This window comes from Dactylosporangium sp. NPDC049742, from assembly GCF_040674675.1.
GTDB lineage: Bacteria > Actinomycetota > Actinomycetes > Mycobacteriales > Micromonosporaceae > Dactylosporangium > Dactylosporangium maewongense.
The window spans coordinates 26,982-43,387 of the sequence record NZ_JBFANF010000012.1 but is presented as its reverse complement, the minus strand read 5'-3'; the positions used below and the strand labels follow the sequence as shown (position 1 = coordinate 43,387).

General features: G+C 72.6%; 7 protein-coding genes. 4 read left to right on the top strand and 3 right to left on the bottom strand.

All coding sequences use genetic code 11. The features are described from left to right. Positions 1-39: 39 nt before the first annotated feature. A complete protein-coding gene (locus tag AB0J72_RS17365) occupies positions 40-1,407 on the bottom strand; it encodes an MFS transporter (protein WP_363399765.1) in 1,368 nt (455 codons plus the stop codon). A gap of 85 nt (positions 1,408-1,492) precedes the next feature. Here AB0J72_RS17365 and AB0J72_RS17360 point away from each other — a divergent pair, with 85 nt between their 5' ends. Continuing rightward, positions 1,493-2,440, top strand: a complete 948-nt coding sequence (locus AB0J72_RS17360) for a TIGR03557 family F420-dependent LLM class oxidoreductase (RefSeq protein WP_363399763.1) — start codon at positions 1,493-1,495, stop codon at positions 2,438-2,440. 14 nt (positions 2,441-2,454) lie between these two features. On the opposite strand, the gene AB0J72_RS17355 is transcribed toward AB0J72_RS17360, so the two are convergent. Continuing rightward, complete coding sequence (locus tag AB0J72_RS17355; protein WP_363399761.1) at positions 2,455-6,327, bottom strand: hypothetical protein; 3,873 nt, start codon at positions 6,325-6,327, stop codon at positions 2,455-2,457. Between the two features lie 182 nt (positions 6,328-6,509). On the opposite strand from AB0J72_RS17355, the gene AB0J72_RS17350 reads away from it, so the two are divergent. Next, entirely contained in the window at positions 6,510-8,030 is a 1,521-nt protein-coding gene (locus AB0J72_RS17350; protein ID WP_363399759.1) for a ricin-type beta-trefoil lectin domain protein, read from the top strand. Between the two features lie 11 nt (positions 8,031-8,041). On the opposite strand, the gene AB0J72_RS17345 is transcribed toward AB0J72_RS17350, so the two are convergent. Then, entirely contained in the window at positions 8,042-9,427 is a 1,386-nt protein-coding gene (locus AB0J72_RS17345) for an MFS transporter (RefSeq protein ID WP_363399757.1), read from the bottom strand. Between the two features lie 101 nt (positions 9,428-9,528). Between AB0J72_RS17345 and AB0J72_RS17340 the strand changes: the two genes are divergently transcribed. Both AB0J72_RS17340 and AB0J72_RS17335 read left to right on the top strand, forming a co-directional pair. Further along, positions 9,529-10,407, top strand: a complete 879-nt coding sequence (locus AB0J72_RS17340; RefSeq protein ID WP_363399755.1) for a helix-turn-helix transcriptional regulator — start codon at positions 9,529-9,531, stop codon at positions 10,405-10,407. Positions 10,408-10,665: 258 nt separating this feature from the next. Further along, positions 10,666-16,335 (top strand): ThuA domain-containing protein, encoded by a 5,670-nt coding sequence (locus AB0J72_RS17335; RefSeq protein ID WP_363399753.1) that lies wholly within the window; start codon positions 10,666-10,668, stop codon positions 16,333-16,335. Positions 16,336-16,406 lie beyond the last annotated feature (71 nt).

Below are 16,406 nucleotides of genomic sequence, written 5' to 3'. Positions count from 1 at the left end.
CTGCGGTACGACCGGACCACCGTCGACCTCGGCGTCGACCTATGGGTGCGGGAGGGCGCGTTCGAGGTCAGCGGCTACGGCACGGTCGACGGCCGGCGGCTGCTCATCGACCTGCCCGACGTGCTGACCGAGGACCTCGACGAGGCGATCGACGTGCTCCGCGAGTACACCCGGCGGCTGTGCTCCTACCGCAACGTGCTGGACGACGTCGCGTAACCGCCGCCGCTCCCGCAGCAGCGTGGCGAGCGCGAACAGGCCCACCGCCGTGGTCGCCGCGCCGCAGGCGGCGAACGTGGCCGGCGCCCCGACGGCCTGCACCAGCGGGGCGCCCAGCAGCGTGCCCAGGGGGGTGGCCACGACGAGCACCGCCCCGCGGGCCGCCAGCACCGGCGGCAGCCGCCCGGGCGGCACCGTGCGCTGGACCAGGGACATGCTGGTCGTCGGGTACGGCGCCCACACGAGCCCGGCCAGCCCGAGCGCGATCATGTGTCCCCACAACGGGAGCGGGAGGCCGAGCGGCATGAGCAGCAGGCCGAAGGCGATCACCACGCCGATCATGACCGGCCACAGTGCCAGCCGCCGCAGGTGGCCGGTGACGACGGCGCCGATGACCGCGCCGACGCCGAACGCCATGTACACCAGCCCGATCTCGTCCACGGAGGACACGAACAGCGGCATCGCGACCGGCAGCGGGCCGAACAGCAGGAAGAACCAGAACGTCAGCACCATCGGCCCGCGCAGGCGCGGATCCCGGCGGATCGCCGCGAAGCCCTCGCTGCGTCCGTCCGCCGTCCTTCCGGCCGCCCCGGTGCCCGGCGTGTCGGCCTTGATCTGCAGGAACGACACGGCCAGGACGGCGAACGTGGCGGCGTCGACCGCCAGGACCGCCGGCGCGCCGAGGAAGGCGATCAGCAGCCCGGCGATCGCCGGCCCGGCCACCGTCGAGGCCTCCACGATGGCGGTGAGCAGCGCGTTCGCCGGCAGGTGCAGCGGGGCCGGCAGGACCTGCGCGATCACGGTGTACCGCCCGGCCGAGCCCCACGCCGACAGCAGCGCCGACAGGGCGAGCAGTGCCACGTACCGGCCGATCGACAGCCCGCCGCAGGTGGACAGCAGCGCGACGGTGCCCAGCAGCGCCGCCCGCAGGGCGCCGTCCCACGCGACGAGCAGCGCGGCGCCGCGGTTGCGCAGCAGCGGCGCGAACACGACCGTGCCGACGGCGCCGGGCAGCGTGAACGCGGCGACGGCGAGCCCGACCCACAGTCCCCGCGCGTCCGCGGGCGCCAGCTGCAGCGCCAGCCACCCGACGGCGACCGCGCTCATGCCGTCACCCAGCGCCGAGAGCACCAGCCCCGGCAGGACCCGGTTGAGCACAGGGTGCCGGATCACCTGTAGATAGGGAGACATCGATTGATTCTCGCCCATGTGCTGGGCATTCTCCAAGAATGATGGTTGGGCGCGTAACGCCCGCCACGCGGGGTATCCGGAGGCCATGGTCAACTTCGGTTACACACTGATGTGTGAGCAGACCGGGCCCAGCGAACTCGTCGACGACGCGGTGCGCGCGGAGGAGGCCGGGTACGACTTCGCGGCCGTCTCGGACCACTTCAACCCGTGGCTCGTCGAGCAGGGACACTCCCCGTTCGCCTGGTCGGTGCTCGGCGCCGCCGCGTACGCCACCCAGAACCTCGAACTGATGACCATGGTGACCTGCCCGACCCGCCGCTACCACCCCGCGGTCGTGGCCCAGCAGGCGGCGACGGTCGGCGCGATGTCACAGGGCCGCTTCACGCTCGGCCTCGGCTCGGGGGAGAACCTCAACGAGCACATCGCCGGCGCGTGGCCGCACCGCACCCAGCGGCACGAGATGCTCGCCGAGGCCATCGAGATCATCAGGCCGCTGCTGGCCGGCGAGACCGTGCACCACGGCGGCACGTACTTCGACGTGCCCGAGGCGCGGCTGTGGGACCGCCCCGACGAGGGCGTGCCGGTCGTCCTGGCCGTCTCCGGCGACGAGTCGATGCACCTGGCGGAGCCGCTCGACGGCACCGTCGCCGTCACGCCCGACGCGTCGCTGCGGCTGCCGGGCCGGCCCGCCTACGGGCAGGTCGCGCTCTGCTACGGGCCCGACGAGTCGGAGTGCCGCAAGCGGGCCCTGGACCAGTGGCGCTGGTTCGGCCTGCAGTGGCCGGTCCTCGCCGAGCTGCCGGACCAGCGCGCGTTCGACGACGCCGCCGCGTTCGTGACGGAGGACGACGTCGCCGCGTCCGTGCCGTGCGGCCCCGACGTGGACCGGCACGTCGCGGCGGTCCGCAAGTACGTCGACGCCGGCTTCACCCACGTCGCGCTGGTCCAGGTCGGCGGCGGCAACCAGGAGGAGTTCCTGACCTGGTCGCGGTCCGAACTCCTCCCGGCGCTGCACGCCGAAGCCGGCACGTAAACCGCCGGCCGCCCCTACACGCCGCCGGGGCGCAGCCGCGGAAGCCTGGAGTCGACGTCCGGCACCGAGTAACCCAACGCGCGCAGGCGGCTCGACACGTCCTCGATCGGCTTGCGGATCTTCTGCGCCGCGGCAAGGAGATGGTTGAGCGGCACCGGCTGGCTCGCGTCCAGCCACGGGCGGGAGCCGTCCAGGTCGGTGCTGGCGAGGAGGAGGTCGTTGGGCTTCACCGAGTCGACCTGGATGCTGCTGAGGTCGACGTCGACGTTGTAGCCCAGCGTCTCCAGCCGCGCCGCGATCTCGTGCACCGGCCGGCGCACCCGGCGGGCCGCCTGCAGCAGGTGCGGCAGCGGCACCTGCTCGTCGAGGTCCAGCCACGGCTGCGAGCCGTCCAGGTCCCGGCTGGTGATCAGCAGGTCGTCGGGCTCCACCTGGTCCAGCGACGGGCCCGCGCCGTGCAGGCTCACCGCGTAGCCGAGGAACGTCAGCCGGGCCGCGATGTCGTGCACGCTGCGCCGGGTCCGCTGCGCCGCCCGCAGGATGCGGATCGTCGGGACCGGCTTCGTCGGGTCCAGCCACGGGTCCGAGCCGTCGAGGTCCTCGCTGGTGATCGTCAGGTCGTCGGGCTCCAGGTGGTCGATGAGGATCGCGTCCGGGTCGACGTCGACGCGGTACCCGACGGCGGCGAGCCTGGTGGCCACGTCGGCGACGTCACGCCCGGTCGCCTCCGTCGCCCGCAGCAGGTGGATCAGCGGCACCGGCCGCGCCGGGTCCAGCCACGGCTGCGAGCTGTCCAGGTCCCGGCTGGCCAGCTGCAGGTCCTCCGGCTCCAGTTTCACGGTCTCCAGGGCGTCGAGGTTGCCCCCGAGCGTGAACCCGAAGGCGCGCAGCCGCGCCACCACCTCCGCCACCGGCCGGCCGGTCCGCTCGGCGGCGCGCAGCACGTGCACCGGCGCCACCTCCTCGTGCAGATCCAGCCACGGTGACGTGCTGTCCAGGTCGCGGGAGATGAGCACCAGGTCGTCGGGCTCGACGGTCAGCGCCTCCCAGCCGGGCTCCAGCGGGTAGCCGAGCAGCGCCAGCCGCGCCGCGGTCTCGTCGGCCGGCAGGTCCACCTTGTGCGCGGCGCGCAGTATGTGCAGCCGCGTCACCGGCTCCCGCGGGTCGAGCCACGGGTGCGAGCCGTCGAGGTCCCGGCTGGCGATCGTCAGGTCCTTCGGGCCGAACTGCTCGATCGGCAGCATGTCCACGTCGACGTCCACGTCGAAGCCCAGCTGCCGCAGCCTCGCCACGATCTCCTGGATGGGGCGGCCCGTCTTGTGTGCCGCCCGCAGCAGATGTACGAGATGCACCGGCTGGTCCGGGTGCATCCAGGGCCGGGTCCCGTCGACGTCGCGGCTGGTGAACACCAGGTCGTCGGGGTCGACGCCCACCTGCGCGGCGCCCACCGACGGCTCGTAGCCCAGCTGGTCGAGCCGGGCCGCGATCTCCGGCGCGCTCCGCCCGGTCTTGCGCGCCGCCCGCACCAGGTGCACCAGCGGCACGATGTCGACCGGGTCCAGCCAGGGGCCGGTGCCGTCGACGTCGACGCTGAGCAGCAGCGCGTCCGACGGCCGGGAGCGCAGCGCCCGCTTCCAGTCCGCACCCGGCTTGAGCACCTTGCGGTAGCGCCCGCCGGCGGCGAGCGCGGTCAGCCGCCACTCGACCAGCTCGTCGGGGCCGCCGACCGGCCCGTCGTTGGCCACGAAGCAGCCGGTGACGGACGCGTCGACGGTCTCGCCGTCCATGTCCCACTTGCCGTGGCCGCGCTCGATCGCCTGCTCGAAGATGAGGTCCGCGACCAGCGGCCGGATCGGCGCCAGGCGGCACAGCCACTCGTAGCCGAGCAGCGTCGTGCCCGGCGCGGTCAGGGCCGGCACCGCCTCCCACAGCAGGCGGTCGACGTCGTCCTCGCGGTACGCCAGGATCTTCGTCCGGTCGACCGACAGCCGCGGCGCGAGGTCCCGGTTCAGGTTGACCACCGCGCCGAAGATCTCCTTGCCGGCGTAGAGGCCGTCGGCGAGCAGCGCGCCGGTGCCCTTGCACCACCACACCCGCGACCCCTCGGCCGCGACCACGCCGATGCCGACGCCCTCCTCGTCCTCGTCCTCGTCGTCGAGGGCGGTCGCCGCCTCCGACAGCTCCCCGGGCGCCCACTGCTGGGTCTCGACGCCGTCGGTCGCGTCGGTGCCGAACTCGGCCACCCACAGCAGCTTGCGCAGCTCCTCCACCGACGCGACGGTCACGCCGTCGCGCAGGTGCAGCCGCACCGTCGTGCCCGAGTCGGTGCCCGGCCCCAGGTCCTGGATGCGGAACAGGCTGCCCGGCCCCGCGATCGACACCCGCAGCCGCTCGCCGGCCTGCCCGTCGCGGCCCATCCGGCAGGTCTCGACGGTCAGCTCGTCGGCGAGCATGAAGTAGCTGAGCACGCCGATGCCGAACCGGCTGTTGGGGAACAGCTGCACCGGCGGGTCGAGCCGGGCCCACTCGGCCTGCTCCTCGAGGAACTCCGGCAGGTCCGCCAGCCGCACGCCGGCCTGCGAGAACACCTCGCTCAGCTCGCGGACGCCCATGCCGATGCCGTTGTCCACGCAGTCCAGGTACGGCCGGCCGGACTCGTCGACGCCCTGCTCGAAGCGGATCCGGCCGCTCCACGCGCCGGGGGCCGCGCCGGTGGTGCGGGCCAGGAACTCGGTGCGCGCCTCCCGGTAGCGGCACGCGTCGAGGGCGTTCTGGTACAGCTCCCGGATCGCCAGGGCGGGGTCGCCGTAGAGCTGCTCGCCCATCAGCAGCTCCCGCACCCGGTCCTCGGCGAGCCGGAACCGCACACCCGCGGACTGGTAGGCCGGGACACCGCCGACGACCGCCGGGCGCACCTCGTCGGTCGCGGCCCGGTTGGGCAGGTGCCGCAGCGCGGCCAGGGAGTCGTCCCGGGCCGCCGCCCGCTGGGCCTCGGCGAGCAGCTGGTTCAGCGTCTCGATGTGGACGCGCAGCGCCACCTCGATCGAGGGGTGGGCGCAGTCGGCGGCGAGCACCAGCGTCGCGCCGCGCAGGTCCCAGCGGGCCGCGTGCACCGTCTCGATCACCTGGCCCGGCGTGACCGGGTCGCCGATGCCGAGGTGCTCGCCGATGACCTCCGGCAGGACCGTCGCCTCGATCGCCAGCCAGCGGGCGATCGTCAGCAGGAACGCGACCAGCCGCTCCCGCGTGCCGTGCCGGTCCTGCGAGACCAGCGCCTCGGGCCGGTCGTGCCGGTTGAGGAACGCCGGGTCGGCGCGGATCGCCCGCAGCAGCTCCGCCAGGCGCTTCTGCGGCTCGTCGTCCAGCGCGCCCGCCAGGTCCTGCGTCTGGCCCTCCGGCCCCCTGATCAGCGCCTCGATCGTCGCCGGCTGATACGCGGCGGGGCGCCGGCCGATCCACCGGTGCAGCAGCCACCAGCCGAGCTCCGCGGCCGCCTCCCGCCGGCCCGCGCGGATCGCGGCGAGGGCGCGGCGGTGCGGCTGCGCGTAGGTCTGGGAGAACCGCTCGAACGCGGCCCGGTCGCTGGACGCGTCCTGGGACGGCTCCAGGTCGCCGGGGTGCACCCCGCGCTCGGCGGCGGCGATGCCGGCCCACAGCGCGTCGTGCAGGAACGGGGTCGTCACCAGCAGGGCCGCCTCGGCGCCGCTGAGCCGCTCGCCCTCCGGCAGGAAGCCGACGAGGCTTTTCACCTGCTCCGACATGCGCAGCGCGAAGTCGCCGTCCTGCCACGGGTCGTCGGGCAGCGCGGCCGCGGACCGTCTGCGCGCCGCGGCGAGCTGGCGCACGAGCGTCACCGCGCGGTCACGGTGGGCCGCGCCGTCGGTCACCCGCCCCCACACCTCGTGCTGTGCAGCAAACGTTTCCCAGCCGTCAGGAGCCATGCGGGAAAACTTACCGGCCAATCGCAACGGACCGCTCCTGTTGGGGCCGAACGGCCGGTCGCGCGTTGTTGCTTTCGCAGGCTACGGTGCAGCGGGCAGTGATGGACGTTGGAAGGAGCACGCCGGGTATGTCCGTTGCTGAAGACGGCAACGAGCAGGAGCAGCCGGGCGGAGCGGCGCAGCGTGCGGACCGGGCGGCGCGGCATCGCGTCCCGCCGACGGCCTCCGCGACCGCGAAGGTCCCCCTCCTGCCGGAGCCGTTCAACCCGGCGAAGCCGACGTTCCCGGCCGGCGCGGCGATCCCCCGCCAGCGGCGCGGCGGCCCCACGGCGATCGCGACCGCCTCGATCCCGGTCACTCCCGTCGAGGACGACCGGCCGGACTTCGACGCCCTCTTCGCGGACGCCCTGGGCGACGAGCCCGAGCCGTCGTCCGAAGCGCCGTCCCCCGACGCCGCCGCTCCTGACACCGTCGATCCTGACACCGTCGATCTTGACGCGGACAGTCCTGACGCGGCCGGTCCGGACACAGATGATCCTGAGCAGGGGGACGACCCGGCGACCGTCGGGACGCTCGCCGGCGAGGTCAGGGCGAGCGCCGCGGAGTCGCTGCCGCCGGTCGACGAAGAACCCCCTGTGCCCCCTGTGCCCGCTGTGCCGGTGGCGCTGGTCAAGCCCGCCGTAGAGGCCCCGGCGCTCGTGGACCCGGCCGCCTTCGATCCGGCCGAGCCCGACCCGGCCGCCGACGAGCCGGAGGATGCCGCTGTACCGGCGGCGCCGCCGGTCGGGGTGGCGCCGGTCCTGCTGGCCGCCGACGACTCGCCGACCGTGGCCGACTACGTGCCGCCGGCCATCGCGATCGTCACCGACGACCCCGCCGACACCGACGACGGCCCCGACTACCGCGGCGCCCGCCGCCGGAACGCCGCCTGGCGCCGGTACCCGGTCGGCGCCGTCGCCGTCGCCGTCCTCATCCTGCTGGTCACCGCCGCCGTCGTCCTGCAGCTGGTCAGCAGCGGCGACCACGGCACCCCGGTCTCCGCCGACGCCAGCCCGCAGCGCTACCCGGGCATCGGCGGCCTGCCGGAGCTGACCCGCGACGCCGGCGCGTCACCGTCCGCGTCACCGTCGGCCGCCCGGTCGTCGGCGAGCCCGACGCCGAGCAGGTCGAAGTCCCTGGCACCCGCCGGCCCGCCGCCGAGCGCCTCGGCGTCCCCGTCGAAGCCGGCCAGCTCCGCCCCGCCGCCACCGCCCCAGGTGACGACGGGCCAGCTCGTCGGCGTCGGCTCGCGCCTGTGCCTGGAGTACCGCTCCGGCCAGAACAACCAGGCCGTCATCGACGCCTGCGACCGGGCCGGCTCGCGCAACACCAACCAGCGCTGGACGATCCGGTCGGACGGCAGCATCCGCGCCGACGGCGGCTGCCTCGACGTCGCCAACGCCGGCAAGGGCAACGGCAACGCCGTCCAGCTCTACTCCTGCAACGGCACCGTCGCCCAGCAGTGGACCTTCCGCGGCGACACGCTGGTCAACCCCAACTCGGGCCGCTGCCTCGACGTCGCCAACGGCGGCACCGGCGCCGGCACGCAGGTCATCATCTGGGACTGCACCGGCGCCGCCAACCAGCGGTGGACCCGCCAGCCCTTCTGACGCGCCTACCGTCACCGGGACGGTCTGGGGATCAGGAGGGTCGCCGCGGTGGCCGCGAGGGCGGCGACGGCGAGGGCCAGGTCGGTGGCCGCGGCCGCCGACGGGGACGGGACCAGGGACAGGTAGACGCTGCCGAAGGTGGCGACGCCCAGGACGGCGGCGAGCTGGGTGACGGTGGCGACGACACCGCTGGCGTCGCCGGCGAGCGCCGGGGGGACGTGGGTCAGGGCGACCCCGATCAAGGGGCTGAAGGCGGCGCCCAGGCACAGGCCGTAGAGGGCGCTCACCGAGAGGTAGGCGACGCCCAGCGGGCGCTCGTCGCGGATGGTCCAGGCCATCCAGGCGTACGTGACGGCGACGACGACCAGGGCCACGGTGATCGCGGGGCGGTGCCAGGACGCCGGGAGGCGGCGCCAGTTCAGGCTGCTGAGACCGAAGGCCAGGGCGGCGGGGACCAGGACCAGGCCGGCCTTCGCGGGACCGTAGCCCAGGTCCGACTGGGTGTGCAGGCCGAGCGTGAAGAGGAAGCCGGCGTAGGAGGCCATCACGGCCAGGATCGCCAGGGCCGCCGGCACCAGGCCCGGTGAGCGCAGGACCACGCCCGAGATGAGCGGCGCCGGGCTGCGGCGCTGGACCAGCGCGAACGCGGCGAAGAGGGCGGCGCTCAGGGCGAGACTGGCCCAGGTCCACGCGGGCCAGCCGGATTCGTGGCCCAGGACGAGCGGCAGGACCAGGGTGAACACCGCGGCGGCGAGGGTCAGCACGCCGAGCGGGTCCAGCCGGCGGGTGTCGGTGCCGGGGTCGGTGGGCAGGTGGCGGCGGCCGAGCAGGAGCAGGGTCACGCCGATGGGGACGTTGACCAGGAAGACGGGGCGCCAGGCGGTGCCGAAGAGGTCGGCGCCGGTGAGGAAGCCGCCGGCGGACTGGCCGACGACGGCCGCCCCGGCGAGGACGGCGCCGTAGAGGCCGAGGGCGCGGGTGCGGGCGGGGCCGGCGAAGGTGCGCTGGATGATGCTGAACACCTGCGGCACCATCAGGGCGGCCGCCATCCCCTGCAGCAGGCGGCAGGCGATCAGCGCGCCGGTCGACGGGGCGAGGCCGCACAGCAGCGACGCGGCGGTGAAGCCGGCCAGGCCGGCCCGGAAGGTGCGGCCGTGGCCGTGGCGGCCACCGAGGCGGGCGCCGGTGACGAGCAGGACGGCGTAGGCGATGGCGTAGCCGGCGATGACCAGCTGCAGGCCGGCGCCGGAGGCGCCGAGGTCGGTGCGGATCGACGGCACCGCCACGTTGACGATCGAGACGTCGAGGACGGCCATGAACTGCCCGCCGAGGATGGTCGCCAGGAGCACGCCACCGGTCCGTGCGGTGGCCGGCGGGCTGTCGGTCAGAACGGTCATGGAGCCACCCTCCGGCGGCGCCGCTGCCGGTGAGGAGAGCCCGCTCATCCTGGTACCGGCAGCACCTGGCACCGGGATGGGCACCGCCCGAAGATGGAGGCATGACGACGTCCCGCGCCGAGCTGGCCGCGTTCCTGCGCTCGCGACGGGCCAGGATCGGCCCCGCCGACGTGGGCCTGCCGCCGGGCTTCCGGCGCAGGACGCCGGGGCTGCGCCGGGAGGAGCTGGCGCAGCTCGCCGGGGTGGGCGTCACCTGGTACACGTGGCTGGAGCAGGGCCGCCCGATCAACGCGAGCGTGCAGGTCCTGGACGCGATCGCGCGCACGCTGCGGCTCGACGAGGCCGAGCGGGAGCACCTGTACCGGCTGGCCGACGTCCCCGCGTTCACCGCGCAGCCCGCCGGCTGCCCCCTCGAGCCGCAGGTGCAGCTGATCCTGGACAGCCTGACGCTGCCCGCCTGTGTCTACAACGGACGGTACGACCTGCTCGCCTGGAATCCCGTTTATGCCGGTCTCTTTCCGGATCTCGTGCGCCGGAAAGGAAGCGAGCGAAATGCCTTATGGCATTTGTACACAACGTCGAAATGCTGCATGCCGTTCGTGAACCTGGCCGACGAGCTGCCGTTGATGACGGCGACGATGCGGGCCAACTTCGCCCGGCACATCGGCGAGCCGGCCTGGGAGAAATTCGTGCGCGACCTGTCCGCGGCCAGCCCGGCGTTCGCGGCGGCGTGGCAGTCGCACGACGTGGCGGTGCCCGGCAGCCGGTTGAAGGTCTTCCGCCACGGGGACGTCGGTGACCTGCGGCTTTCCACTTCCAGCATGCTGCTCGCCGGGACGCCCGAGGCGCGGCTCATCGTCTACACCCCGGCCGACGAGGCGACCGCGGCCGGGCTGGTGAGGCTTCCCGGGCTGCGTCCGTTGACCGGCGCGTGTACCAGGCATGGTGTGGCTCTATCCCGGGACGCCCTGCGCGGCTAGTTTGTTAGGTAACACAACGAACCACCGCACGGGCCGGTCGACTCCTCGGCGGGATGACCCCGGTCCCATTACGCACAGCGGTTTCGGCGAACCGTTTTGCGCAGCGACCTGTGTCCACCCCGCACAAGGAGCTCCGTGTTCACCCAACGCCGGCGCGCGGCACGCGCGCTATTCAGCCTTGCCTGTTTATCCCTGACCACGACCGCGGCCGTCGCCCTCCCGGCTGTCGCCTCCGCTGAAACCGTTCAGGCGCCCCAGGTGCCGCAGGCGCAGGCCGTCGAACCGTTCGACGTGCTCGTCTTCTCCAAGACCGCCGGGTTCCGGCACGACGCCATCCCCGCCGGCATCACCGCCATCCAGCAGCTCGGTGCCGCCAACGGCTTCACCGTCGACACCACCGAGGACGCCGGCGCGTTCACCGACGCCAACCTCGCCAAGTACGAGGTCGTCGTCTGGCTGTCCACCACCGGCGACGTGCTCGACGCCACCCAGCAGGCCGCGTTCGAGCGCTACATCAAGGCCGGCGGCGGCTACGCCGGCGTCCACGCCGCGAGCGACACCGAGTACGACTGGCCCTGGTACGGCGAGCTCGTCGGCGCCTACTTCACCAGCCACCCGGCGCAGCAGCAGGCGACCATCAAGGTCGAGGACCCGGTGCACCCGTCCACAAAGGACCTGCCGGACCGCTGGAGCCGCTACGACGAGTGGTACAACTTCCGCGCCAACCCCCGCGGCAAGGTGCACGTCCTGGCCAGCCTCGACGAGACCAGCTACACGCCGGGGACCGGGGCCATGGGCGCGGACCACCCGTTCTCGTGGTGCCGCGACTACGACGGCGGGCGCTCCTGGTACACCGGCGCAGGCCACACCCAGGAGTCCTACAGCGACCCGCTGTTCCTCTCGCACCTGCTCGGCGGCATCGAGACCGCCGCGGGCGTGCTGAAGTCGGACTGCAGCGCCACGCTGACCAGCAGCTTCGAGAAGGTCACGCTGGACAGCAACACCAACAACCCGATGGAGCTCGCGCCCGCATCGGACGGTCGCGTGTTCTACATCGAGCGGGACGGCCGGGTGCAGATCGTCAAGCCCGACACCCACACCACCGTCACGGCCGCCACGATCCCGGTGTTCACCGGCAACGAGGACGGCCTGCTCGGCATCACCCTGGACCCGGGCTTCGCCCAGAACCACTGGGTCTACCTGTACTACGCGCCCAACGGCGGCGGCCCGCGCAACGTGCTGAGCCGCTTCACGGCCGTCGGTGACACGATCGACCTGAGCAGCGAGAAGCAGCTGCTGCAGGTCGACACGCAGCGCAACACGTGCTGCCACGCCGGCGGGACCATGACGTTCGACAGCGCCGGCAACCTGTACCTCGCGACCGGCGACAACACGAACCCGTTCGAGTCCGACGGTTACGCCCCGATCGACGAGCGGGCCGGCCGGCAGGACTACGACGCGCAGCGCTCCGCCGGCAACACCAACGACCTGCGCGGCAAGGTCATCCGGATCAAGCCGCAGGCCGACGGCACCTACACGGTCCCGCAGGGCAACCTGTTCCCGGCCGGCACGGCCAAGACCCGGCCCGAGATCTACGCGATGGGTTTCCGTAACCCGTTCCGTATCGGCGTCGACCCGAAGACCAACACGCTCTACGTCGGCGACTACGGCCCCGACGCCGGCCAGCCCAACCCGAACCGCGGCCCCGGCAACACCGTCGAGTGGAACATCGTCGGGCAGCCCGGCAACTACGGCTGGCCGTACTGCACCGGCGCGAACGTGCCCTACCGCGACTGGACGTTCCCGTCCGGCCCGGCCGGCCCGGCGTTCGACTGCGCCGCACCGGTCAACAACTCGCCCAACAACACCGGTCTGACGAACCTGCCGCCGGTCATCGCGGCGACCGTCGACTACGACTACGACGCCAACCCGCGCTTCCCCGAGATCGGTGGCGGCGGCGCGCCGATGGGCGGCCCCGTCTACCGCTACAACGCCGAGTCCACCTCCGAGACGAAGTGGCCGGCGTACTACGACGGCAAGGCCATCTTCGGCGAGTGGAACCAGAACAAGCTGTACACGATGCAGGTCAGCGCCGACGGCAAGTCCCTTGTGGACATCAACCAGCTGCTGGCCGGCATGAGCACGATCCGGCCGATGGACATGGAGTTCGGCGCCGACGGCTCGCTCTACCTCATCGAGTGGGGCACCGGCTTCGGCGGCAACAACGACGACTCCGGCGTCTACCGCATCGACTACATCGCCGGTGACCGGGCCCCGATCGCCCAGGCGGCGGCCAACCCGACCAGCGGCCCCGCGCCCCTGGCGGTGAACTTCTCCAGCGCCGGCTCCCGCGACCCCGACGGGCAGCAGATCACGTTCGCGTGGGCGTTCGGCGACGGCGGCACGTCCACCGAGCCCAACCCGACCCACACGTACACGAGCAACGGCAACTTCACCGCCCAGCTGACGGTCACCGACTCGGAGGGCCGCAGCGGCACCGCGAACGTGCCCGTCACCGTCGGCAACACCGCGCCGAAGGTCACCATCACGCTGCCGCCCGACGGCGGCTTCTACGAGTGGGGCGACCAGGTCGCGTTCACCGTCACCGTCACCGACCCGGAGGACGGCACGGTCGACTGCTCGAAGGTCCAGGTCCAGTACCTGCTGGGCCACGACGAGCACGCCCACCCGCTCAACCAGCTGACCGGTTGCAGCGGCACCGTCCAGACGTCCCTGGCGAGCGGGCACGGCGCAGACGCCGACGTGTTCGCCGTCATCGAGGCGTCCTATGTGGACAAGGGTGGCGCCGGCGGTGCCGCTCCGCTCACCGGGCGGTCGCTGGTGCAGCTGCAGCCGAAGCGCAAGCAGGCCGAGTACTTCGCGGCCACCGGGCGGGTGCCGGGCTCGACCGCCGGCGGCGACCCGGGCGTGCGCACCGAGACGACCGGTGACCCGCAGGGCGGCTTCCAGAACATCGGCTTCGTCGAGGAGGGCGACTGGTTCTCCTTCGCCCCGGCCAACCTCACCGGCATCACCCAGATGCGGATCCGCGCCGCCTCCAACAACGCCAGCGGCGGCACGATCCAGGTCCGCACCGGCGCGCTCGACGGTCCCGTGGTGGGCTCCGTCGCGGTGCCGGGCACGGGCGGCTGGCAGACCTATGTGGACCTGACCCTCGACGTCACCCCGAGCACCTCCAGTGGGCCGCTGTACTTCATCGCCACCGGATCGGGCGCGGGCTACAACGTGAACTGGGTCGACTTCATCGGCCGCGGCGTGACGGACAACGCGCCGCCGGTGGTCACCGCGACCGCCGCCCCGCCGACCGGGACCGCGCCGTTCAACGTCGCGTTCACCGGCTCCGCCACCGACGCCGAGGGCGACACGCCGCTGACCTACGCGTGGGACTTCGGTGACGGCGGCTCGGCCACGACCGCGAACGCGAACCACACCTACACGGCACCCGGCACCTTCACCGCCACGCTGACGGTCACCGACGCGCGCGGAGCGAAGGGCTACAAGAGCGTCACCGTCAAGGCGGAGGCGCCGAACACGTCCTGCTTCGGCGCGAAGTCCGACGACTTCCTCGGGTCCTCGCTGGACCGTGCGAAGTGGACGGTCGTCCGGGAGAACCAGACGTTCTCCGTCGCGGGCGGCTCGCTGATCCTGCCGACCGGCGCCGGCGACCTCTACGGCGCCCGCAACGACGCGACCAACCTGGTGCTGCAGCCGGCACCCGGCGGCGCGTGGCAGGCCACCACCAAGGTCACCCTGACCGCGGCGGAGAACTACCAGCAGGCGGGCCTGATCGTCTACGGCGACGACGACAACTACGCCAAGGTCGACCTGCTCTACAGCGGCTCCCGCCGGGTCGAGTTCATCCGGGAGAGCGCCGGCACGCCACGCAACGAGAGCGCCGACGCGATCAACGCCCAGGCCGGTGACACGTACTACGTGCGGATCGCCTCCGACGGCACCAACCTGACCGCGTCCTACTCCACCGACGGCACCACGTTCACCCCGGTCGGACGGTCCGCGGCGCTCGCCGGGATCGCCAACCCGAAGGTCGGCCTGTTCGCGCTCAACGGCGGCACCACCGCGCCGGTCGTGAACGCGAGCTTCGACTACTTCCAGCTGGTCCCGGACGAGCCGGCCGGCGCGGTCAACCCGAACGACGAGTTCACCGGGTCCACTCTGGACCACTGCCGGTGGAACGCCATCGTGCGGGAGGACTCCACGAAGTACCGGGTGAGCAACGGCGCGCTGCAGATCGACGTCCCCAACGGCGACGTCTACGGTTCCGACAACTCCAACCCGTCCAACTTCATCCTGCAGAAGGCGCCCACGGGTGACTTCACGCTGGACACGAAGATCGACGGATCGCTGTTCAACGAGCAGTACCAGCAGGGCGGCCTGATCGTCTACGGCGACGACGACAACTACGTCAAGTTCGACTTCGTCGCGGACAACCAGGCGGGTCAGACGGTCTCGCGGCGCATCGAGTTCCGCAGCGAGATCGCCGGGGCCGTGCAGAACCCGCAGCCCGGGGCGAACAACCTGACCGCCGCGGTCTGGTACCTGCGGCTGGCCAAGGTCGGTAACGTCTACACCGCCTCGTACTCGGCGGACGGCGTCACCTACACCGCGCTGGAGCCGCTCACCAACGCCGCGGTGGCGAACAGTGCCAAGGTGGGCCTGTACACCCTCGGCGCCGGGCAGAAGGCGTCGAAGCCGGCATCGTTCGACTACTTCCGGATCAGCACCGCCGTGGTGGACACGACGGCGCCCGTCGCCACGTCCACTGTGGATGGTCCGCAGTCGAACGGCTGGTACACCGGGCCGGTCACCGTGACCCTCGCGGCGACCGACAACGCCGGCGGCTCGGGTGTCGACAAGATCGAGTACCAGGTCGACGCCGACAGCACCTGGACGGCCTACACCGCCCCGGTCGCGGTCAGCGGTGACGGCACGCACAGCGTCAAGTTCCGCGCGTCCGACAAGGCCGGCAACGTCTCCGCCGTGCAGACGGCGGCCGTGAAGATCGACGCGACCGCGCCGGTCACCACGGCGGCGTTCGCGCCGGCGTCCGACGCCGGCTGGCACAACGGGGCCACCCCGGTGACCCTCGCGGCCACCGACGCCGGCTCCGGCGTGACGAAGGTGGAGTGGTCCCTGGACGGCGGCCCCTGGACGCCGTACACGACGCCGGTCAACGTCACCGGCAACGGCCAGCACGAGCTGCTCTACAAGGCCACCGACGCGGCCGGCAACGCGGAGACGCTCAAGTCGGCGATCCTGAAGATCGACGGCACCGCGCCGACGGTCATCGTCGCCGGCCTCGCCGACGGCCAGCTCTACGGCGACAGCCAGGACGTCCGCGTCACCTGGCAGGCCATCGACCCGGTCTCCGGGATCAGGTCCGTCACCGGCTCGCTGGACGGCGGCGCCTACCAGACCGGCACCCTGCAGGCGATGTACGAGCTCGACCTCGGCCTGCACGAGCTGGTCGTCGTCGGCACCGACAACGCCGGCAACGCCACCACCAGCACCGTCCGGTTCTTCGTCACCACCTCGTTCCGGGACATGCAGAACCTGCTGGACCGGTTCAAGGCTACGAGCCGGCTGACCAACAAGGCGTACACCCAGCTGTCGGACCAGCTCGCGAAGGTCCGCAAGTTCGAGGCGAACGGCAACGACACGAAGGCGCTGAAGGAACTGGCGACCTTCCGTGGCCTGCTGACCGCCAAGCTGGTGCCCGAGGCCGAGGTGCGCGACACGCTGATCCGCGACGCGGACGCGATGACGTTGCGGCTCGGCGGTACCCCGCCCAGCAACGCCGGCGTGAAGGCCAACGCCGGTAAGTCCCTGCAGGGCACGGGCCGGCTCGACGTGGACCCGAGCCGGGTGAAGAAGAACGGCAAGCTGTGAAGGTTGTGCTCGCGCTGCTGATGATGGCGGCGTTGACGTTCGCCCCCGGCGACCTCAGTCTCGAGGTCGCC

What these genes read in the sequence shown, in the direction of transcription:
- AB0J72_RS17360 (WP_363399763.1), top strand. Translation starts at nt 1,493, where the DNA reads ATGGTCAACTTCGGTTACACACTGATGTGTGAGCAGACCGGGCCCAGC.
- AB0J72_RS17350 (WP_363399759.1), top strand. Translation starts at nt 6,510, where the DNA reads ATGTCCGTTGCTGAAGACGGCAACGAGCAGGAGCAGCCGGGCGGAGCG.
- AB0J72_RS17345 (WP_363399757.1), bottom strand. Translation starts at nt 9,427, where the DNA reads ATGACCGTTCTGACCGACAGCCCGCCGGCCACCGCACGGACCGGTGGC.
- AB0J72_RS17365 (WP_363399765.1), bottom strand. Translation starts at nt 1,407, where the DNA reads ATGTCTCCCTATCTACAGGTGATCCGGCACCCTGTGCTCAACCGGGTC.
- AB0J72_RS17340 (WP_363399755.1), top strand. Translation starts at nt 9,529, where the DNA reads ATGACGACGTCCCGCGCCGAGCTGGCCGCGTTCCTGCGCTCGCGACGG.